The organism is Bordetella tumbae (genome assembly GCF_054780995.1).
Genome location: NZ_BAAGVG010000007.1, coordinates 62,374 through 82,909, shown reverse-complemented (window position 1 = coordinate 82,909; position 20,536 = coordinate 62,374). Strand labels below are relative to the sequence as shown.

The window sequence follows — 20,536 nt, the reverse complement described above, 5'->3', positions numbered from 1 at the left end:
GACCGTTCGCAACATAAACCGCTGGGACACCTGATTTGACGCTCGGTGCCTTCCGTTGGCATCGAGATATACGCCAGGGCGGCGCTGGTGCCTTGGCCGTGTTGGCGCTACCTGCGAGCGTATTGCAGAAGGCCTAAATAGGCGGATGATAAGGAAAAGTAGGCGGCGCTGGGCCGCTGCCAAAGAGAAAGGCCTGACGTCATCGGCATAACGTCAGGCCCTGAGCACAGCGGGAACAAATAACAGGTGTATTTTACCTCTGGGCTGGCGCTGTGGCTATCAATATGCCTTGTTTCATGAGGTCCTATGTACCAAAACAACAAGATCGGCATTGAAGCCGACACACAGGGCGCTGACAATGTTAGCGCCCTCACAGATAGCGGAAACGCTGGGCGGGAATTCGTGCGCTACTACCAGCGACAAGCGGAGAGTGCATGGCTTTCTATGCCAGAGGAAAACGCGGACAACATCCCATCCAATGCGTTGTTCCGTACTATCTGTGCGACCACGTATCAGAAGAATGATGAGACGGAGACCCCACCAAACGAGGTGAAATACCTCGCTGATTGTGCATGGTTCGATATTGATCGAGACGAACTCGGCGATGCTATCGAATCAGTTCAACGGTTCCTGTCCAAGTTGCAGGGGTACGGTGTAGACGTGGATATGTTGCGACTGTACGCGACAGGGAAAAAGGGCTTTCACGTCGAAGTCCCGCTAGCGTTTTGCGTTGAGAGCGGGTATGCGAATTTGCGAGACGATGAGCGGCGAATGTTGCCGAGCATTGTCGAAAAGTTTGCGGAATCGCTGTACGTGGACGGCCTCGACATGCGCGTTTACTCGGCACGCAAGGGCCGGATGTGGCGCTGCGTGAATGTGAGGCGACCGGACACGGGCACGTTCAAGGTGCAGATCAGTCGCGATGAAATCATGGCGATGACACCGGAGAGTTACCGCGCCTTGGTGGCGAGTCCCCGCGATACGTGGGCGCCAGAGCGATTTACTGAGGATGAGCCGCCATTGGGCGAACTCTGGGACGCAGCAGGCTCGAAGGCGATGGCCCGGGATACGGTATCGGCAACTGCAACGCCAGTCACTGGCGAGAAAGTCGCACGCGTGAAAAGCTTGTTGAAAGTGCTGCACCCTGACGACGAAGCGGATGGCGTGAGCAAGCATTCCCTGAGGTTACAGGTGCTACAAGCAGTGTATTTCGAGTTGGGCCGCGATGACGGTTTGGCTTTGGTGCGGGAGTGGGCCAAGCAGAGCGGCAGCAAGGAATTTTTCAAAAAGCGTGAATGGCAATCGATGTTTGATGCTTGCAGCGCCAAGACGGGCAAGGTGGTGGCGCTGGGCACTCTGGTTATGCGGGCGCGAGAAAAAGGATGGGTCGATCCGTATCCAGAGTTGAATCCTCTGGCCGATCTAAAACAGAATCCGGATGCGCGACCGAAGCTAACAGAGCTGGGGATGGCTGAATTCATCGCGGCGAAGTATTCGCATCAAATACGATTTGTCGAGGATGCGGGCTGCTGGATCGTGTGGGACGGCAAGCAGTGGAATTTCGAATCTGATGGCGCGTCGATTAATCCTCTGCTCAAGGTCGAGGGGCGGGGCTTGGTGCGGCATATCACGGCGGACATGGACGAGGATCGCGTGAAGGCTATTACATCGTTCGTGGCACGCATGGAAAAGGCGTCAACGGTGCGAGCGGTCAAGGAGTTGATGCGGGCGGAGTTGGCTCTGCGTGTTGGGTCTGGTCTGCTTGATGCTCAACCGTACCTACTCAACGTCGACAACGGCGTACTCGATCTGAAATCGGGCCAACTGTTTGCCCATGACCCGGAGTTGCTCCTGACACAACGAGCTTATGTTGCTTTTGACGCTGGCGCGCAGTGCCCAAGGTGGGAACAGTTTGTGAATGAAATTGCATGCGGCGATGCCGAGCTGGTGCGGTATCTGCAATGCGTGGCTGGCTATTGCTTGTCCGGCGATATTTCGCGACATGAAAGCTATTTCATGCACGGCGCTGGCGGCAATGGTAAATCGGTGTTTGTTGGCACTCTGCGCAAGTTGTTGGGTTCGTATGCGGCGACGTTGCCTGTTGATGCGCTGATGGTGAAGCATAAGCCAGGTCAGGCGACTCCTGATTTGGCGCAACTGCGCGGTGTTCGCATGGCGGTAACGTCAGAGATAGCGCGGGGGCAGCAACTTAATAGCGGGGTGTTCAAGGATATTGTGTCGGGTGACGCGATGTCAGTCCGGCTTCTCAATCAAAATCCTGTCATGTTGCGGCCAGTGTGCAAGGTAGTGATGCCCGGTAATTTTCTACCGACAATTTCCGAGAACGATCATGGCACTTGGAGGCGTGTCCGTGCGGTGCCATTCTCTGCGACGTTTACGGGGTTGGGCCGGGATATGCACTTAGAGGAAAAACTGGCACGGGAGATGGCCGGGATTCTAAATTGGTGCCTTGGCGGTTTCCAGATGGTGCAGCGACGTGAGATGCGGCTGCCGGCATCGGTCGAGAAAAAGACTTCTGACTATCGCGCATCGCTGGATACGGTACAGCGGTTCGTTGACGAATGCATGGTCGAGGACGAGCCGGGGCGCCAGAACGGAGGCAAGATAGAAGCGGCGGTATTGTTTCAGGTGTTCCGCGCTTGGTGCATTCGGAATGGACTCCCGTGCCCAAGTGGGCGGGTATTCGGTGAGGACATGGTGGATAAGGTGCCGAAAGTCCGCTCTGGGGGACGGGTCAGTTATCGCGGTTGGCGAATTTGGGACGACGTGGTGCCGGATTCGGTGCGGGAGAGCTGGACGGAGAAGGATGCAGCCGCAGCGATGGCGATAGCCGAAGACGACTAAAAGGCCGAGGCCGATCATCGCTCAAGTGATGCGTCGGAAAATTGGTGATAGTGGTGATAATTAATCCCTCAAAAAGTATGAAATCCTCATGAATAGATTATTAAAAAAAGATACCTTTTGGCGGGATTAATTATCACCACTATCACCAATTGGCGGGACGGCTAAGCCTTGATCGAGGCGGAAATCCAAAATTTTAGAAAATTTTACGAGCTCACGGCCCAACTCCACGGTCTCGCCCTCTGTGTTGGAATTTTCGGCATACTGCGCGTCGAGCCGCATGAATCCTCAGAATTTTATCCTGCAGTTTATTGATTTATCAATTATTCTTTTCAGTGAGCAGAAGCATGAGCGATCCACTTAGGCAAATTACTTCTTCCAGTGAAACTGATGGCACTGTCAGGCGAATATGTGAGATGGTAGTAATGCCTCGGCTGCTTAAAGTGCTAGCGTCAGTTGTGGGAATCTGTCCGCTGAGGCAGACCTGATTCGGTAGTTTTTTGCAAATAAACGGGCAAGTCGGACTTTCTCTGACCGCTTGAGCCGTTGACGTTTTTGCTTGAAGTCCCTAGGGCTAATCAACCAAGTTAAGCGTATCGACAATATTTTGAGAAAACTCTTCCCCCGTTTGTTGGTTATCGCGTAACCAGATTCTTACGAGTGCCTTCATAAGGGATTGAGGCTCACATTTGAGCGAGCGTGTTAATTCTGTGAACCAGTCGTGTGCGTCCAGGCCTTCTACCATATCTAATGCAGTCCTAACTACCTCTTCATTACTATGTAGCTCCGTTGCAAGCAACTTTTGCCCTGCTTGTAGGGAAGTAAGCATGTCACGCAGCATTTGCTCAGGTGACGCGTTTCCGGGCAAGAATAGGTGTGGCCAATTGAAGTTACGGGGCTCTACACGCTTGCGCATATCCCCGTCATATATACCGATTACCTTCGGCCAACCTGTTTGGGAGGCTGGTAGTGTTGAAAGAATCGAATCAATATTTGCGGCACCTCGCGCTTCTATGACCTCGAGGTGGGACAATAGGTCGAAATTGAGCTCGCCTACTAGTGCAAGTGCGAACAGAGTCGCTGTCCTGTCCTCCACTAAGACCATCGCATGTTTTAGCGTAGTCGCGCCGAGCAGGTCGTTCACTTGCACTTTGCTTGGCCCAATGGAGGCCTGGGTTCCGTGTGCACTCTTAGAAATTAAGATGATGTTTCTATTCGGCAGCTTGGCGATAATGGTGGGCGAGTGAGTAGTTAAAATTATCGACAAACCTCTTTCGTCACAAGCTTTTGCAAGAATATCCATCAAAGCTCGCTGGGATCGCGGAGATACGTGAGCTTCGGGCTCTTCAAGAACTAAGACTGAGTTCTTCTCGATCGTTCGCAATTTCCATACTACAAATAGGAGCGCAAGTTCACCGTAGCCCATGCGCTCGCTTCCATAGTGGTGCCCTCCAGCCTCGGCGACGAAATATGGAAAGGGGTCCAGGTCACCATATTCTGTAATTTCGTAGATTAAGCATGAATCGATCTTTTTCCCCAACAAGTACCGGAGTATTTCCAGTTCTTCGTCCTCAAGCTTGGAGGGGCTAAGAGGTTCTAGTAAGTCAGAAAAATTGGCGTCTTCGTTTATTTGCTTATGTGCCAAGTTGACAAGATAGGAGGGTTCGAGCCAGTGGAATTCTGCTTGGAATTTGTCTCCTTCAGAATTTCGTACTCCGGCAGCGTCTTCGCGAACAATTATTTTTTTTTGACCCGTTTGATCGACGACGGTCCCTTCAAGCTCGCTGTGTCGCAGTCTCGTGTGGTGCCCTACGCCAAGGGGCATCTCCGGATCTGCTAACAGCTCAGAAACCGCGGCGAGTAATGCTGATTTACCCACACCATTCCCGCCCACAATGGCACAAATTCCCCGTGGGATAGACAATTCATTATCTGCTATACATAGGAGTTGCTTGAACCCTATAGTTTCAAGTCGGGTAGGATAATTCCTAGCAAATGTACGACGCCAATGGTCATTAAACCGAGCACTTCGCAGACTCATGCTAGATCTCCCCAACCATTTTCGATTAGCCGTCGAGCGACCGAATCGTCCTCCGGTGGTTGGTTGCTATTTGGATCGTAAGCGAACGCTGATAGGATCGAGTCGATGTCGGGACGCGCTGTGTTTATTGCATGCGCACGTATGAACTCATCGAACACCAACCACAAGGTCGCGTCACGGAGTAACACTGAAGAAACGTCTGCGACTCGGGCCGTCGACCGACTTACATATACGTTAAACAACCACTCGGTCGAAACCGTCGAACTAACACGCTCGGAGTGGGATGAGCCAAGTAAGCGAGCTTTTTCAAAATATTCCATGAAATCTGCGAGCGTTTTGGCAGACATCCAATCGTAATCACGCGTTAAACATCGAACTGTGAACAGCAGCCAAGTGGAAAGAGTCGCCTTGTTGAACTTCATGTCCACCATGAGATGTTCTCGAGTCTTGCCAAATAATTCCAGCGCCTCATGGATTAATCGCGTCGTCTCGGGGGTCAGGGGAGTCTCTGATCGATAGAGTTCAATTAAGTCTGAGGACTTCACTTTTATGTCCAAGGATCCTCGCTCTAAGAACAATGCAACGCGAGATAGAACGTCGTCGTATGCCATCCTTGAATTAGAAAATCCGAGAAAGTCCTTGCCTAGACCCATTTCATTGAGGCCTTCTACCAAGCTCTTTATTTGAGCGCGGACAGGTCCAAAAAATGCATTTCGCTGTTCTGCGCCTGTAAGGCTGGTCGGTTGATTCAAACGAAAGAACAACTCCCCCGGTTCTCCAGGGCGATAATCAACGATTCGAAAGAGGCGGATTGTGAACTGGTTAAATCTCCTTCTCCACGTTTCTGGCAGATCTCGATACTTGCTCCCGTGAAGGGGGGTTAGTCCATCGTCGAGAGGTTCAATCGTACCGTCTAGCGCAAATTCGCCATCGACAAAGTCTCTGATAGCAGCTAGGCGTTGCTGGCCGTCGAGTACCTCTTGTTTACGTGTTTGCACGTCTTCGATAACGTGAATAGGTGGTACGTGCCAATCACGCAGGACGCTATCGACCAGGCGCTGTTTCTTTGCGCGAGTCCAAACTTCCCCCCGCTGGAAATCTGGTTGTAAATCGATATCGCCGCTCTTGATGCGTGAGACGATAGTTTCTATATCGGGGTCGGACGGTAGCAGGCGCATATTTGAGTCTCTTATCGATCATTGCGTCGAACGGCGGGTCACAGCCTTCATACTGTCTCTTCATGTATTGATACCAGCGTCGAGCCGCGACAGGCGGGGCATTGGCTACCGAAACTAACGTCTATCACTTTATGGACGCCATTCACGATAAAGCCTCACGGGGTAATCGTTGACAGATAGAAAGTCCTACAAACTGCCATCTAATTCATACCTATGAATGTCCCCCAAGCTGCATATCCTGAAATGTTCACATCGCTTACTGATGAGGTTTCAAAGTAACTGGAGACAGAATCAGCCATGCCGCCATTCTAATAAAAGTACCTTATTTTATCTATGAGTTAAGAAATGTAAAGTCACGGAAATGCACCGTTTGACTAGCCGAGGTTAGTCCTCAATTAGACGGGCTTGTTATTGACGTGCTGCGACAGGTTCCTGATCCATTGAGACCGGGCTGTTGGCGTTCACTGTGCTGGTTCAACTGCTGCGCGAAGTCCGACGCATTACGAGCGTAGCCGTCTACTCGCTCCATGGTGCTATGGAACAACGTCACTTCGTATACCAGCAGTCCGCTTACGTATCTTCGGACACTTGGCGATTTTGGTTGACGCCTTTAGGTATAGTCGGGCCGTAGCTGCCGGTACGACTGTTGCCGATGTACATGTGCTGGCGGGGAATAGCTCTTTCGCCGTTGAGAGTGACACCGTTGGCTTCTGCTTGCATACGGACGTAACCCCTAAGCATTTTCTCACTGTATTCGTACCATCCGCTTCTACCTGCTATTGGCTTAAGGATCGATCCGTATACCGTTGTGCGCAACTTTCGCAAATAGTCCCCGTATTTGCTGCGATCGACAGTTGGTCGGTCTAAGCGCTTTGAGATGACATGTTCGTAAGAAGAAAACATTGATTTCGAGTCGCGGAATAGATCGTCTCCGTCTGCAGTTGACCAGACTATGTCCTCTAGTTCTGGAGGGCGATATAAAACAGCCTTCATATAAGGCTTTTTTAGGTCTGCATTGGTTTCTTCCACAGCTACTCTTAGGCCTGTGTGGAACTCATCCCATCCAAGCTTTGGGTCGTCCGAATTTGAGTCGAAGGCAGCCCATAGCATTTTTTCGACGATTAGATGTATATAGTATGGATACCCGTCACTGATAAGTGCAATCCGCCAGTTCACATCGTCGTCCAGTTCGAAATCAAACGCGGATGCAGCTTCCTGGACTATCTCTCGGCGGCCCTCAAAACCTAAGCGCATAAGTTCGAAGGTGGCCAATTGACGATGGGTTGAGGGATGGGCACCTAGCAATTCTTGGCATGAAGGGCCCACGCCCGTGATGAAGAATTTTAGGTTGATGGATTGATCGCCAAGCTGCTTTAGTAAAGAAGCAAACTTAGCTCGCTCGTCGACATTTTTAATCATGTCGAATTCGTCTAGCACGACAGTAGGTTTGTCTGAATGCGCTGCCGATGCCTGTTTAAGAAGCTCAGACGCGTCGCCAATACTTTTGACTTGGCCTATCAAATCGGTAGCGCTAATTTCGTTGGTTGAAGACCACTGTAAGCCTCGAAACGAGATCGAAGCTGTTTCTCTTTTGTTTTTACTTTGTACCTTTGACCGACCCAAAGCTTGTACTGCTATATTGGCAATGATTGACTGAAAGGTATCGTCGGGGGATCCAGAGACAAATATTGGCTCAGCGTCCGAGCTTTGGTATTGATATGCTGCGGTGGCAGCTAACGAACTTTTTCCTACGCCACGATCACCATAAACAAAAATGTGGCGTCCTGCGGCATACAGAGCTCTTTGAATTTCTTCAAGCTTTTGGTCTCGTCCCTTAAGATGCTCGACAGAGCGTATCGGCGTGGCGGCATTGACGACCATTGCGACCTTTTTTCCGAAGTCATCTTTGGAATAACCGGAAACTCCCATTCTAATCTCCGCTTTCAGGGCCAATCGATGATTCTACTGGCGTACGCCAACACTACGAGCTTAATGCTGGCCTTTGCTTGTGCACATACTACCCGAGAGGCACTAGCGTTAGGAGCATCCGAAGTTTCAAAAATCCAAAAATTTTTTTGAGGGACTTGGCCGGCCCAATGTGAAAACCCGTGTAGAGAAACTTACCCCGTCACTCGACGCATCGACCTCGGCCCCTACCTGGGAGCGGTAGTAAACGAGTGTCGGCAGGAGCAATTAGTACGCTCACACTTAGCCTCAGTCGTGGTGACACCATGGTGACAAACGCGGAGGTGGGGCCAGTCTGGGTCAAAGACGTAGTTAGGTCTCGCAGGAGCGATGATCGCTCAATATTTATCGTTAAAAATCAGGAGTTTAAATGCAAAAACCTACCCGCAAGGATAGGTTTTCGTGAGATAATATGTGAACTTGCTCAAGGCAAGTGGTGACAACAAGAGTCACCGGACTGGCACGAAGCCCCGGCACATAAGTTCTTGTATTAAAGCAAGAATTTTGGTGGAGCGGAGGAGGATCGAACTCCCGACCTTCGCATTGCGAACGCGACGCTCTCCCAGCTGAGCTACCGCCCCGTTTAGTCGACAAATATAGCATATCCGGCGGCCTCCTTGTGGCCGATGAAGGGATTCACCATGCTTCTGAAATCCGGTCGGAGTCTTGCCGCGGACGGGGTTTTGTAGTATCAAACCATGGGGCTAGCCTTGCTAAATTACACAATAAAAAGGCTTTTTTATTCTATCGCCGGTGGCCACTGTTGCGCGGCATGAAGGACTCGCAAGATGCGCACGAAGAACGGATCCTCTGTGTAAACAACGACATAATTGCCCCACACCACCATTTCGCGCGTCCCAGGGATTCGACCGCAACGATATAACCGGGGATACTCTCGCAAGCTCGCGGCTTTGGTTTCTATGTCGTCCTTTAAACGTTGTGCAGCATCCAGGTTATCGTCCGAAATGTAGTCGACAATTGCCAGCAGGTCTGCGCGGGCAAACTCGGTCCATTCAACTTCTGGCACGGCGCTTCCGGTCGATCAGCGCTTGTACCTCGTCCAGTACCTGCTCATGCGGTACAGTCTGTTGAGTGTTCGCCAGCGCCTCGCGGACTTTGGTAGTAAACCACGCATCATGTGCGTCTGGATCAAAGGTCAGCCCTGCCGGTAGCCCTCCCTCCTTTACCACGCGCGTCAACAGGATGCGTACAGCATCCGAGATAGACAACCCAAAGCTGGCGAGTGTCTCGGTTGCATCTGCCTTGAGTTTTTCATCTACACGGACGTGCAGCATGGATGTTTGAGCGGCCATCGTCGCATCTCTCTTGATTGGTGATGCTTCAATTATGTATCTCAATCGAGATGCATTCAAGAGCTGCATGGTACTGTCCATATGATATTGCCCTTTCCTCAGCTATCTATTGAGAGTCAGACAAGCTCGTCTGACGGACTCTAGACATAACGTCAATGGCAAAAATATAGCTTCAGCACACCAAAAACCTGGATATTCGACCAGCATAAACCTCGAATCGGACTAATCCCGCAACGTCTCACCTCCACGCCGTGGGACACCTCATTCGAGATTCAACGTAGCGATCACCGGTGCGTGATCCGAGGGCTGTTCGTTCGCGCGCGGCGCTTTGTCGATGGCGCAGGCGGTGCACTGCTTGATCAACGGCTCGGACAGCAGAATATGGTCGATCCGCAGACCCGCGTTGCGCCGAAAGCCGAATTGCCGGTAATCCCACCAGGTAAAGGATTTTTCGGGCTGCTCGAATTTGCGGAATGAATCGGCCAGGCCGAGATCGATCAGTGCGCGAAAGGCCTCGCGTTCCGGCTCTGAGACCAGCACTTGACCCACCCATTTGGCGGGATTGTGCACGTCTTCGTCGGCAGGGGCGATGTTGTAGTCCCCTAGCAAGGCCAGGCGCGGATAGTTTTTCAGTTCTTCCGCAACCCAGCGATTCAGATGCTGGAACCAGTCTAGTTTGTAGGGATATTTTTCGGAATCCAGCGATTGTCCATTGGGGCAATAGGCACAGATGACGCGCACGTCGCCGCCCGGCGCGGGCAGGGTGACGGCCAGTACGCGCTGTTGCGGGTCGTCCATCGTCGGGATGTTGCGCACCATGGCAGAGCCCGTTTCGCGCGAGATGATTGCGACGCCGTTATAGGTTTTTTGCCCGGCCCAGACGGCTTGATAGCCGAGCTCGGTGAAAGCGTCCAATGGAAACTTATCGTCGGTGAGTTTGAGTTCTTGGAGGCAGAGGGCGTCGACGGGGTTGGCTGAAAGCCAGTCCAGGACTTGAGGCAGACGGACTTTCAGGGAGTTGATGTTCCAGGTGGCTAATTTCATTCCGTATCAAAACTCTTTTTATTTCAACTGTTTGGCGGGTTTTTGCGCCTTGATTTTATGGGCTTGCCTAGTAGTTGGCTACCCAAACTCAAGGCGCGGCAACAGGTTTCTGCGTGCCGCGTCTACGCCATAGTATCAGCGGTTCTGCAGACCGATCTCTGCTGCTTGAATTGTTCCCGCCACCAAGGGTCTTGATCGAAAGAAATTACGGCTATGAATATTCCATCCGCCGCCTGACGAACTGAGTCAGGGAGCCGGCATTGTCGTTTCCGGCAACCCTGTGCAATGCGCATAGATTTCGCCGGGGTGGGTAAACCACACTTTGTCGCGCTGCGGATGATTGACGATGTGTTGCAGCGCGCGGCGCAAGGCGCGCAGCCGGTAGGGTTGCCCCACGATCATGGCATGCAGAGCCAGGCTGAATACCAGCGGTTGCTTTTCGCTCTGCTCCAGCATTTCGTCGAACTGATCAATAATGGCCTGGCTGAAATCATCCGGGCTTTGATGGCGCACGAGCATTTGCGGAGAGTCATTGAGTTCAAAGGGGTAGGGCACGGACATGATTCGCCCTTTACGCGTTTTCATCCACAGGGGTTGATCGTCTGCTGGCCAGTCCATGACGAACTTGAATCCCGCTTCGTCCAGCAGGTCCAGGGTAGAGGGGGTCACCGACATCCATGGCGCCATCCAGCCTGCCGGAGCCTGGCCCCAATGTTTTCGGATGTCGTCGCGCACTTCGGCGATGAAGCGGGCCTCATCGGCTTCCCACATGCCGGCGTGGCGCTCTGCGTTGGTGCGGCCATGGGCGATGACCTCGTCGTTGCGCGCCTTGATGCGTTCCAGGATCTGAGGCGCATATTCGAATAAGGTGGTGTTGATCAGGTGAGACGCCGGCAGCTGCAGATCGTCCAGCATGTCAAAGATGCGCCAGACGCCGACCCGGTTACCGTAATCCGACCAGGCGAAGGCACGCTGATCCGGCGCCGGCAGTGGCACTGACAGAGAATGGGACAACCCGGCACCGAAGGCGAAATGTTCGATGTTCAGCCCGATAAAGAAGGCCAGGCGCTTGCCCTCTGGCCACGTGTAGGCAGGGCGTTCTGTGATCGGGCGGTAGGCGTAACGGTTGTGGTGAGGCAGTTGCATGAGAGTTCCTTTGGGAAGAGGACTGCATCGAACAAAATTCGGTAGCACGAGTGTACCAAAATTGGTTATGATTCCAATATAGCGACAATTCAGCGTAAAACGGATGACCCAATGAAGCCCGGCAAATTTACGTATTACGAACCCAGTTCCGTCGAGCAGGCGGTCATGATGCTGGCCGATGTGGCGGATCAGGACGGCCGCATCCTGGCTGGCGGCCAGACCTTGGTGCCTGCGATGGCATTGCGTTTCGCGCAGCCGGCCTATCTGATCGATATCAACGGTATCGCCTCCCTGCAGCAGCTTGTCGCCGAGGGGGATACCTTGAAAATCGGTGCCTGTGTTCGCCATGCGGCTTTTCATCAGCCGGTCGTTGATGGGCCGCTTGGCGCATTGCTCAGTACTGTCGTGCGCCATATCGCGCATTTGCCTATACGCAATCGTGGCACCTTCTGTGGGAGTCTGGCGAATGCGGATCCGGCTTCTGAATGGTGTCTGGTCAGCGTCACGCTGGATGCGACGATGCAGGTACGTAGCCAGGACGAGGCACGGCAGGTGCCGGCCGCTTCGTTTTTCCTCGGTTACATGACGACAGCGCTGGCGGCCAATGAGCTGTTGGAATCGGTATCGCTGCCGATGCTGTCTCAACACTGTTCCTTTGGTTTCGAAGAAGTCAGCCGGCGTGCGGGCGATTTTGCTCAGGCGATGTCTCTGGTCGTGGTCGAGCATGACGGCGATCGCGTGCGCAATGTCCGGATTGGTTTGGGCGCGGTCGAGACCACGCCTCGCCGGATGACCGATGCCGAGGCCATGATCGAGGGCCGGTCCGTGACGCAGGACCTCATTGACGCCGTTGCCCAGCGTGCCAGCGCAGATGCAACCCCCTCCGATATCAGCGAGGAGGGGCAGCAGTATCGACGCCATCTGGTCAATACCGTCGTTCGTCGAGCGTTGGCAAAAGCATGCGCCCGTTTCCTGGCCACGAACAAGGGGGAATAAATCATGGACAAACTCGATATAACGCTCAATGTAAATGGCGAGATTCAGGATCTGCGGGTCGAGCCTCGCCAGAGCCTGGTGGATGTGCTGCGCGATGAATGTGGCCTGACTGGCACACATATCGGCTGTGAACACGGCGTGTGCGGCGCTTGCACCGTATTGGTTGACGGTGATCCTGTTCGTGCCTGCCTGATGTTTGCGGTACAGGCGAACGGGCGAATTGTGCGCACCGTCGAAGGTCTGGCCTGTGGTGAGCAGCTGAGTCCTTTGCAACAGGCCTTTGTCGATCAACATGCGCTGCAATGCGGTTTTTGTACGCCGGGGTTCTTGATGCTGGCCCAGGGCATTCTGGAGCGTAACCCGCACATCAGCGATGCGGAAATCGTCGATGCCTTGTCTTCCAATCTATGCCGTTGTACGGGCTATCACAACATCATTGCCGCAGTGAAGCAGGCGCGAGACATCTTGAACAAAGAGGGCCATCATGAATGCGCGTGACTCCACCATGGTGGATCCCGGTACCGGCGCGATCGCTCAGGGGGCAGAGACCGCGGATGCGGTGATCGGCAAGTCGGTCACCAGACTGGAAGACGACGCGCTGGTGCGAGGCGAGGGCTGCTTTGCCGCGGATGTGAATTTCCCGCGTCAATTGCATATGCGGGTGGTTCGCTCCGAGGTGCCGCATGGCCGCGTGCGGGATGTCGACGCGAGCGAGGCCTTGCAGATCCCGGGCGTTATTGCGGTGTGGACCGGTACGGATGTGGCCGATATTCCGCCCATTCCATTTCGTGCCACGACAGTCCAGGGTTTGGAGCCGTACTGCCAACCCATTCTCGCGCAAAGCCACGTACGCTACGTGGGTGAGCCCGTCGCCGTTGTCTTTGCGACTGATCCCTATGTCGCAGAAGACGCTGCCGCACTCGTGCGCATGGATATCGAGCCGTTGCCGGCATTGATGGATGCGCGTGACCCGCCGCAGGAATTCTTGCCGGGGTTGAATACCGAACCTACCGTGATCCGCAAAGGATACGGCGATTTGGAATCGGCTTTCAGTGCTGCGTGGGCCGTCGTGTCACTCGATTTGTCCATCGGTCGTCACAGCGGGGTGCCATTGGAATGCCGAGGCGCTATTGCTCGCTATGACGCGTCTCGGGATGTGCTTGAAATGCATGGCGCGGCCAAGAAATCGCACTGGAACCGCGACGAAATGGCAAAGATGATAGGCCGCGCGCCCGCGACGGTTCATCTGTATGAGGGCCATGTAGGTGGCGGATTCGGTGTGCGCGGCGAGCTTTATCCTGAAGACGTACTGGTTTGTCTCGGCGCATTGCGTTTGCGGCGGCCAGTGAAGTGGATCGAAGACCGGCGCGAAAACCTGTTGGCGACGAATCACTCGCGCGAACAGTACCACTCTATCAATGCCGCTATCGACGAACACGGGCATATTCTGGGAATACGCAATCGCTTTTTCCATAGCCAGGGCGGTTATGTGCGCACGCACGGGCCGCGCGTAGCGGATATGTCTGCGGGACTGTTGCTGGGACCGTACCGCGTTCCGGCCTATGAGGTCGCTGGCCATTATCGATTGACGAACAAGACGCCTGCCGCGACATATCGCTCGCCTGGGCGCTACGAAACCAGCTTCGTACGCGAGCGGCTGATGGATGCCATCGCTGCGCGTACCGGGATTGATCCCGTCGATATCCGGCGCCGTAATCTGATCGACAAAACAGAGATGCCGTACACACGTCCGCTCGATGCGTTGGGGGTCGATGTGTTGCTGGACTCTGGCGATTACGCGGGGCTGCTGGACAAGACGCTGTCGCGCGTAGACTGGAAGGCGTTGCGCGAGAATCTGCATGCTCGCCGTCAGGCCGGAGAACGTGTCGGCCTGGGCTTGGCCATGTTCGTGGAAAAATCCGGCTTGGGGCCCTCCGATATGGTTCGCCTCACGGTCGATCGTGGGGGCTCTATCGAGCTCGTTACCGGCGCAGGCTCCGTAGGCCAAGGGATGCAGACCGCGTTGGCGCAGATCTGCGCGCACGAGCTGGGTGTGGACTACCGCAAGATTCGCGTGATCAAAGGCCGCACCGACCAGATCGAGTTTGGTAACGGTGCCCATGCCTCGCGCGTCACGGTGATGTCAGGATCTGCCACGCAGATCGCGGCGAAAAAAATCCGTGCCAAGGCTCTTGGCATTGCGGCGGCGATGCTGGGCGTTGCGGCAGACCGGTTGTACGTGCGTGATGGGGTGATCAAGTCGCTGGACGACGATGAAAAGCCTGGCGTCACACTGGCGCAGGTGGCGTCTTATCTGCATCCCAGTCAGAAAACCAGCAATGGCCATGAGCCCGGTCTGTCCGCGGAAGGCTGGTTCTATAGCGAACACATGAATTACCCGTATGGCGTACACGTTGCCCAGGTCCGTCTGGACGAAGGAACAGGGCTGGTGGATATCGAACGCTACTGGGTTTCGTATGACGTGGGCCGCGCCGTCAATCCGAAAATGATCGAGGGGCAGATCGTCGGGGGCCTGGCACAGGGGCTGGGCGGCGCGCTTTATGAACAGTTCACCTACGACGCCAATGGGCAGCCTCAGTCGACGACGTTTGCCGACTATCTGATGATCACGGCGCATGAGATGCCTCCGGTCGATGTCCTCATTACCGAAGACGCGCCCAGCCCATTGAATCCTCTGGGCTTGAAAGGCGCAGGAGAGGGTGGTACCAACGCCGCAGGCGCCGCGATTGCCGCGGCCATCGACGACGCACTGGGCATGCCCGGTACGGTCAATCGGCTGCCGGTATTGCCTGAAGATATCTTGCGTTATCTCACCCAAGGTCGATCGACGCAGACACAACGTGACGCAGCCGCTGGCAATGCGGCGGACTCCAAGTAAGGGACAAGATGCAATTCACGAATCATTTCCAGGTATCGCTTCCACCGGAGGAGGCATGGCCGCTGCTGATGGATCTGCCGGCGGTGGTTCCCTGCATGCCGGGGGCGGAGATCGTCGAGCGTATTGATGAGCGCCGTTTCAAGGGCAAGGTGTCGGTCAGGCTGGGGCCGGTCGGTCTGGTCTTTTTGTGTGATGCCAACTTTACCGAGATCGATGACGAACGTCGGCGGGCAATCGTGCAGGCCGAGGGCGCCGACGCGAAGGGGCGCGGTACTGCACAGGCCAGCATTCAGTTTCATTGTCAGCCTAGCGCCGCCGGGTCGGAGATTGTGATCACCACGGACCTGACATTGGCAGGCGCAGTGGCGCAGTATGGCCGCGGAGCAGGGCTGATTCAGAACGTGGCCAACCAGATCGTGGCGCAGTTCGCTCGCAATCTCGAGGCGCGCATCAAGCAAATCAAAGAGCACGAAAAGGTGTATGGCGTATCGGGTCCCCCTCGTCAGGAGGAGACTGCACCGGCCGCCAGTATGTCAGGTTCTGCCGTGGGCGAGACCGCATCTCGCGCGGTCGCGACGGAGCCTGCTTATGCCCAGGGTTACCGCGATGGCTTTGGCGCCGGGTTCAATGCCGGACACGCTGCAGGCCTCGCCGCAGCCGCCGCGTTGCAACGATCCGGTCTACCGCCTGCAGGGACACCTGGCGCACTGCCTCCCGTCACGCCTGCCAAGCCGATAGGCGGCATCTCGCTCATCTTTTCGTCGCTGTGGGCCACCGTTCGAGGGTGGTTCGGCGGCCGTACGCATTAATACAAATCATGGGCTGCGAGTCGTGCAGCCAACGCTATCAGGAGTGTCATTCATGTCGATCAAAAAAAGCACGGTACTTACCATGCTGAGCGCAGAGGAGATCGAGCGCTACTATGCGTCGGGCCATTGGCGCGATCAGACGATTTATGCGGCCGCATTGGCGCAGGCGCAGCGTAATCCGGATAGTTATGCGATTCGAGATGGCGCGAATCGGCTGACTTACAAAGAATTGATCGCTTGCGCGGATGCGCTGGCGATACGTCTGCACGATGCAGGCGTGCAGCCTGGTCAGCGTGTGGGTCTGTGGACCGCCAGCCGCGTAGAGACCGCAGTGGTGTGGTTGGCATGCTCGCGCAATGGATATACCTGCTGCCCTTCATTGCATCGCGATCACACGGTCGGGGATGTCAACGTATTGATGCGCCGGGTGCGCGCCGCGGCATTCATCGGCCAACAAGGCTGGGGCGCGGACGTCGCGCGTCACGACATTTTTAAAATGTTGGCGGATCTGGAAAATCTGAAGCTGGTGATTGATCTCGCCGATACGGGATCGGGGGATTTGCTGGCCTCGAGAAAGGCTGCCACCAGCGACGTACAGGCCGGTGCGGTCGATGTGCCTGTCTGCACGGATCCGAATCGCGTCGTGTACTTGGCCTTTACCTCGGGCACGACCGGCGAGCCCAAGGGTGTCATGCACAGCGATAACACCTTGCTGGCCAATGCCCGTGCCATTGCCCATGATTGGAATTTTGGGCCTGCGTCTGTGTTGTATACGATGAGTCCGCTCAGCCACAACCTCGGCTTGGGTGCCATGATCAGCGCCTTTGCCACGGGTGGCGAATTGGTGGTGCACGATCTGGCTCGTGGCGCGAGCCTCGTTGACCGGTTGATTGAAACCAATACGACTTTTCTCTTTGGCGTGCCGACGCACGGTATCGATATTTTGAATGAGCTACGCCAAAGGGGCCTCAAAAAACTGGGCCGCCTGGAGGGCTTTCGGATTTCGGGCGCCTCTGCTCCGCCAGAGGTGGTCGCGGGCTTGATCGAACACGGCGTGAAGCCGCAAAGCGGCTACGGCATGACCGAGGCTTGCTCGCATCACTACACGCTTCCCGACGATAGTGCCGACCGGATCATCAACACCTCTGGCCGCGTGTGCTCCGGCTATGAGGTACGTATTTTCTCCACAGAGGATCCGGATACTGAGATCGGTCCTGACCAGATTGGCCAGATTGGCGGGCGAGGTGCCAGCCTCATGCTGGGCTATTTCGATAATCAACAGGCCACCGAAGAATCGTTCAACGCCTCTGGCTGGTTCATGACCGGTGACCTGGGTAGGCTCACCGAAGACGGCTATCTGGTGATCACCGGCCGCAAGAAAGACCTGATCATTCGTGGCGGGCACAACATTTATCCGGCCAAAATCGAGAACCTGGCCATGCAGCATGATGCCGTCGCTCGCGCCGCGGCACTGCCTGTGCCGGATTCGAGAATGGGAGAAAAGGTCTGCCTGGCTGTCATGTTCAAGCCCGGCCGGTCTGTCGATGCGGATACGTTGCTGGCGCATTTGGACGAGGCGGGTTTGTCGCGCTATGACATGCCTGAGTATTTCATCGCATTGGATGAAATACCCCTGACAGCAAGCGGAAAAATGTTCAAACGCGGGCTCGTCGACGACGTACGCGAGGGGCGTTTGGCAATCGAGCCTGTCCGCTTCAAGGCGAGCGCGACGGTGGCGTCATGAGCCAGCGCGATGCCCTGGATCGGCTGCGCCACGAGTTGGCACACCCACCGTTTCATACCGTGTTGGAACCGCAAGCCATCTCGGCCGACGCGGATAACGGCACAGTAGTGATCCGGCTGCCGTACAAGCCCGTATTCGGCCGAGCGGAAAACAGCCCGGAAGTTCATGGCGGGGTGATCGCCGCGCTGATCGATCTGGCGGGGCACGCAGCCGTTGCGGTGCAGATTGGCAGGATGGCCCCCACCATTGATCTGCGCATCGATTTCCTGAGGCCAGCACCTGCAGACGATCTGATTGCGACCGCCCATACGCTCAAGGTAGGCAAGGCCGTATCGCGCGTCGACATCGAGATCCGGAGTCAGCATGACAAGCTGATCGCCGCAGGCCGTGGGACCTTCAGCAGTTTGAATATGAACGCACAGGAGCAGTGATGAAAGCCGTATTGATCCGCGAGTTTGGCCCGGTAGACGCCTTGCGTGTAGAGGAAGTCCCGGATCCCGTGCCTCAGCCCGGCCAGGTATTGATCGACGTCCAGGCGACGGCTGTCAATTTCGTCGACACCCTGGTCGTCACGGGGAAATATCAGTTCTTGCCTGAGCGGCCGTTCGTGCCCGGGAAACTGCCTACGGGTATCGTGCGTGCGGTGGGCGAGGGCGTGACGGAGCCGCGGGTGGGCGACCACGTGCTCACACTGGCCGAACACGGGGGATATGCACAAAAGGCGGTCGTCAAGGCCGCGGATTGTTTCCGTATGCCGGAGGGTTTGCCTTTTGTCGAAGCTGCCAGTATGGCGCTGGCGTATGACACGGCTTGGTTCGCGCTGTGTGACCGTGGCCGCGCCGCAGCGGGCGAGACCGTGTTGGTGATGGGCGCATCGGGCGGGGTAGGCCTGGCTGCGCTGCAATTGGCCAAGGCCTACGGGCTCAAGGTCATTGCCGGCATATCGGGACCTGGCAAAGCCGATCTCGTGACGCAGGCCGGCGCCGACGCGTGGATCGACCTCTCTCGCGACAACCCGCGCGACAGCATACGCGAGCAAGTCTATGCCCTGACCGACGGTAAAGGCGCTGACATCGTGCTGGATCCGTTAGGCGGGGATTATTTTGACGGCGCCATTCGGGCGGTCGCATGGTGCGGACGTCTGGTGGTGATCGGGTTTGCGGCGGGGCGTATTCCCACGTTAAAGGTCAATTACGTGCTGTTGAAGAACATCGAGGTCAGTGGCGTTCAGGTTAGTGACTATCGCAAGCGTACGCCCGAAAAAATGGCGCACTGCATGTCCGAGATTTTCCGACTTTATAGTGAAGGAAAGCTGGTAAAGACGCCGAGCCACACCTATTCCCTCGAATCCGTTGGAGAAGCATTGCGTGCCCTGGAAACGCGTACGGCAGGGGGGCGGCTGATCCTGGTCCCTCAGGGCTGATGCCAAGCTGCCGGCGGGTGCATGGAACTTGCAGCATCATGTGTCTAAAGGGGGGAATGTTCCAAAATTGGGTCAACATTGTATGATCTCAGTCCCTTTCGTCGATGCGTTTGTATGCTCGGCAAGACACTACGGGAGTCAAAATGCCTTCGCAGTATGAAGAAATCGGTCAACGGGTCCGGGCGTTCCGGATGGCCTCGGGGTTCAGTGCCGACGAGGTCGCACAACGTATCGGGATTTCACGTACCGCCCTGTACCGTGTAGAAAAGGGTGATATTGCAAAAATTGATACGTTGGAGCGGCTTTCCGAGCTGCTTGACGTTTCGATGCCCACGCTGATGGGGGTGGGTATCGAATACCTGGCTTCCGCGGTGAGCTATTTCGAGCGTACCCGTCAGCTGGAGGAACGGGCGGATCAGATCATCGTGCTGGCCAGCCCTGTGTCATTCCTGCTGGCGTCGGATGACTTTATTACTGTGCTCGACCAGTCGTTGCGCGAGTCCGTGCCCGAGGATTACCCGCACCGCGCCAAATATATGACTGACGTGAGCCAGGTCATCGACATACTCGCTGCGCGTAAACAGACCTACCGGCGCCGGCGGCCCAGCATCGTGAATTTGATCTCGGCTGATTCGATCGAGCGTTTTCTCAAGATGGGGCTGATGGGGAAACGGGATTTGCCGGAGACAGTGCGCCGGGAACGGCAGGAGAAGGCGCGTGCCGAGATCGAGCATCTGGCCACGCTGCTGGAGGCCGACGATCTGGGCGTGCAAATCGGTTTGGCTACTGACATTTTGCCGCACAACGGATTCCAGATTTTCCGTCAAGCGGAGCGTCGTACTTTGACGATCAGTCCGTTCCGCTTGGGGGAACAGCCCAATATCCGGGTGGGTGTAGCGATGCTGACTTCGGCCCCGGAGGCACTGAAACTGCACGAAAAGATCGTGAAAGAAGCTTGGCGGACGGCAATCAAAGGTGAGGCCGCGGCGGCACATTTGCGTGAGTTGCTTGCGGCAACGGAGAGCGCCACGGACGCTGTAGAACCCGATCCGAAACCCGGCCGAAAGCGCGCTGCGCGTTCGTCGAAATAGTGGCCGCGGTGTCATCGCGGCAGTT

Annotated in this window: 16 protein-coding genes and 1 tRNA gene; 9 read left to right on the top strand and 8 right to left on the bottom strand. The window is 55.5% G+C overall.

The window, feature by feature from the left end; genetic code table 11:
- Positions 1 to 306: 306 nt before the first annotated feature.
- Positions 307 to 2,865 (top strand): DNA primase family protein, encoded by a 2,559-nt coding sequence (locus ACYVI2_RS05815; protein ID WP_415820262.1) that lies wholly within the window; start codon positions 307 to 309, stop codon positions 2,863 to 2,865.
- A gap of 571 nt (positions 2,866 to 3,436) precedes the next feature.
- Here ACYVI2_RS05815 and ACYVI2_RS05810 read toward each other — a convergent pair.
- The 8 genes from ACYVI2_RS05810 to ACYVI2_RS05775 all read right to left on the bottom strand — a co-directional run bounded on the left by ACYVI2_RS05810 (position 3,437) and on the right by ACYVI2_RS05775 (position 11,549).
- Positions 3,437 to 4,903, bottom strand: coding sequence for an ATP-dependent nuclease (locus ACYVI2_RS05810; RefSeq protein ID WP_415820261.1), 1,467 nt, complete (start codon positions 4,901 to 4,903; stop codon positions 3,437 to 3,439).
- Positions 4,900 to 6,081: a GmrSD restriction endonuclease domain-containing protein gene (locus ACYVI2_RS05805; RefSeq protein WP_415820260.1), complete on the bottom strand. Its 1,182-nt coding sequence runs from the start codon at positions 6,079 to 6,081 to the stop codon at positions 4,900 to 4,902. Before ACYVI2_RS05805 ends, ACYVI2_RS05810 begins: the two co-directional genes overlap by 4 nt.
- Before the next feature lie 570 nt (positions 6,082 to 6,651).
- Positions 6,652 to 8,010 carry an ATP-binding protein gene (locus ACYVI2_RS05800; RefSeq protein ID WP_415820259.1) on the bottom strand — a complete coding sequence of 453 codons (1,359 nt, stop codon included), beginning with the start codon at positions 8,008 to 8,010 and terminating at the stop codon, positions 6,652 to 6,654.
- Between the two features lie 541 nt (positions 8,011 to 8,551).
- A tRNA-Ala gene (locus ACYVI2_RS05795) sits at positions 8,552 to 8,627 on the bottom strand.
- A gap of 158 nt (positions 8,628 to 8,785) precedes the next feature.
- Entirely contained in the window at positions 8,786 to 9,073 is a 288-nt protein-coding gene (locus ACYVI2_RS05790; RefSeq protein ID WP_415820258.1) for a type II toxin-antitoxin system RelE/ParE family toxin, read from the bottom strand.
- Positions 9,060 to 9,359: a type II toxin-antitoxin system RelB/DinJ family antitoxin gene (locus ACYVI2_RS05785; protein WP_415820257.1), complete on the bottom strand. Its 300-nt coding sequence runs from the start codon at positions 9,357 to 9,359 to the stop codon at positions 9,060 to 9,062. The genes ACYVI2_RS05790 and ACYVI2_RS05785 overlap by 14 nt, the downstream gene beginning before the upstream one ends.
- A gap of 261 nt (positions 9,360 to 9,620) precedes the next feature.
- On the bottom strand, positions 9,621 to 10,403 hold the full coding sequence (xth, locus tag ACYVI2_RS05780) for an exodeoxyribonuclease III (RefSeq protein ID WP_415820256.1): 783 nt from the start codon (positions 10,401 to 10,403) through the stop codon (positions 9,621 to 9,623).
- 246 nt (positions 10,404 to 10,649) lie between these two features.
- Positions 10,650 to 11,549: a polysaccharide deacetylase family protein gene (locus ACYVI2_RS05775; protein ID WP_415820255.1), complete on the bottom strand. Its 900-nt coding sequence runs from the start codon at positions 11,547 to 11,549 to the stop codon at positions 10,650 to 10,652.
- Positions 11,550 to 11,660: 111 nt separating this feature from the next.
- Between ACYVI2_RS05775 and ACYVI2_RS05770 the strand changes: the two genes are divergently transcribed.
- The 8 genes from ACYVI2_RS05770 (at position 11,661) to ACYVI2_RS05735 (ending at position 20,511) form a co-directional block, all read left to right on the top strand.
- Complete coding sequence (locus tag ACYVI2_RS05770) at positions 11,661 to 12,545, top strand: FAD binding domain-containing protein (RefSeq protein ID WP_460490274.1); 885 nt, start codon at positions 11,661 to 11,663, stop codon at positions 12,543 to 12,545.
- Between the two features lie 3 nt (positions 12,546 to 12,548).
- Positions 12,549 to 13,043, top strand: a complete 495-nt coding sequence (locus tag ACYVI2_RS05765; RefSeq protein ID WP_415820253.1) for a (2Fe-2S)-binding protein — start codon at positions 12,549 to 12,551, stop codon at positions 13,041 to 13,043.
- Complete coding sequence (locus ACYVI2_RS05760; RefSeq protein ID WP_415820252.1) at positions 13,030 to 15,444, top strand: xanthine dehydrogenase family protein molybdopterin-binding subunit; 2,415 nt, start codon at positions 13,030 to 13,032, stop codon at positions 15,442 to 15,444. Before ACYVI2_RS05765 ends, ACYVI2_RS05760 begins: the two co-directional genes overlap by 14 nt.
- Before the next feature lie 8 nt (positions 15,445 to 15,452).
- Complete coding sequence (locus ACYVI2_RS05755; protein WP_415820251.1) at positions 15,453 to 16,253, top strand: SRPBCC family protein; 801 nt, start codon at positions 15,453 to 15,455, stop codon at positions 16,251 to 16,253.
- A gap of 52 nt (positions 16,254 to 16,305) precedes the next feature.
- Positions 16,306 to 17,997: a class I adenylate-forming enzyme family protein gene (locus tag ACYVI2_RS05750; protein ID WP_415820250.1), complete on the top strand. Its 1,692-nt coding sequence runs from the start codon at positions 16,306 to 16,308 to the stop codon at positions 17,995 to 17,997.
- On the top strand, positions 17,994 to 18,428 hold the full coding sequence (locus tag ACYVI2_RS05745) for a PaaI family thioesterase (RefSeq protein ID WP_415820249.1): 435 nt from the start codon (positions 17,994 to 17,996) through the stop codon (positions 18,426 to 18,428). The genes ACYVI2_RS05750 and ACYVI2_RS05745 overlap by 4 nt, the downstream gene beginning before the upstream one ends.
- The gene (locus tag ACYVI2_RS05740; protein WP_415820248.1) at positions 18,428 to 19,420 is read left to right on the top strand and encodes an NADPH:quinone oxidoreductase family protein; all 993 of its coding nucleotides are present in this window, start codon (positions 18,428 to 18,430) and stop codon (positions 19,418 to 19,420) included. Before ACYVI2_RS05745 ends, ACYVI2_RS05740 begins: the two co-directional genes overlap by 1 nt.
- Before the next feature lie 143 nt (positions 19,421 to 19,563).
- Positions 19,564 to 20,511 carry a helix-turn-helix domain-containing protein gene (locus tag ACYVI2_RS05735; RefSeq protein WP_415820247.1) on the top strand — a complete coding sequence of 316 codons (948 nt, stop codon included), beginning with the start codon at positions 19,564 to 19,566 and terminating at the stop codon, positions 20,509 to 20,511.
- The last annotated feature ends 25 nt before the right edge of the window (positions 20,512 to 20,536 follow it).

Bases quoted from the DNA above. Each gene is read 5' to 3' on its own strand.
- ACYVI2_RS05815 (WP_415820262.1), top strand. From the start codon at position 307: ATGTACCAAAACAACAAGATCGGCATTGAAGCCGACACACAGGGCGCT.
- ACYVI2_RS05810 (WP_415820261.1), bottom strand. From the start codon at position 4,903: ATGAGTCTGCGAAGTGCTCGGTTTAATGACCATTGGCGTCGTACATTT.
- ACYVI2_RS05805 (WP_415820260.1), bottom strand. From the start codon at position 6,081: ATGCGCCTGCTACCGTCCGACCCCGATATAGAAACTATCGTCTCACGC.
- ACYVI2_RS05800 (WP_415820259.1), bottom strand. From the start codon at position 8,010: ATGGGAGTTTCCGGTTATTCCAAAGATGACTTCGGAAAAAAGGTCGCA.
- ACYVI2_RS05785 (WP_415820257.1), bottom strand. From the start codon at position 9,359: ATGGCCGCTCAAACATCCATGCTGCACGTCCGTGTAGATGAAAAACTC.
- xth (WP_415820256.1), bottom strand. From the start codon at position 10,403: ATGAAATTAGCCACCTGGAACATCAACTCCCTGAAAGTCCGTCTGCCT.
- ACYVI2_RS05775 (WP_415820255.1), bottom strand. From the start codon at position 11,549: ATGCAACTGCCTCACCACAACCGTTACGCCTACCGCCCGATCACAGAA.
- ACYVI2_RS05770 (WP_460490274.1), top strand. From the start codon at position 11,661: ATGAAGCCCGGCAAATTTACGTATTACGAACCCAGTTCCGTCGAGCAG.
- ACYVI2_RS05765 (WP_415820253.1), top strand. From the start codon at position 12,549: ATGGACAAACTCGATATAACGCTCAATGTAAATGGCGAGATTCAGGAT.
- ACYVI2_RS05760 (WP_415820252.1), top strand. From the start codon at position 13,030: ATGAATGCGCGTGACTCCACCATGGTGGATCCCGGTACCGGCGCGATC.
- ACYVI2_RS05755 (WP_415820251.1), top strand. From the start codon at position 15,453: ATGCAATTCACGAATCATTTCCAGGTATCGCTTCCACCGGAGGAGGCA.
- ACYVI2_RS05750 (WP_415820250.1), top strand. From the start codon at position 16,306: ATGTCGATCAAAAAAAGCACGGTACTTACCATGCTGAGCGCAGAGGAG.
- ACYVI2_RS05745 (WP_415820249.1), top strand. From the start codon at position 17,994: ATGAGCCAGCGCGATGCCCTGGATCGGCTGCGCCACGAGTTGGCACAC.
- ACYVI2_RS05740 (WP_415820248.1), top strand. From the start codon at position 18,428: ATGAAAGCCGTATTGATCCGCGAGTTTGGCCCGGTAGACGCCTTGCGT.
- ACYVI2_RS05735 (WP_415820247.1), top strand. From the start codon at position 19,564: ATGCCTTCGCAGTATGAAGAAATCGGTCAACGGGTCCGGGCGTTCCGG.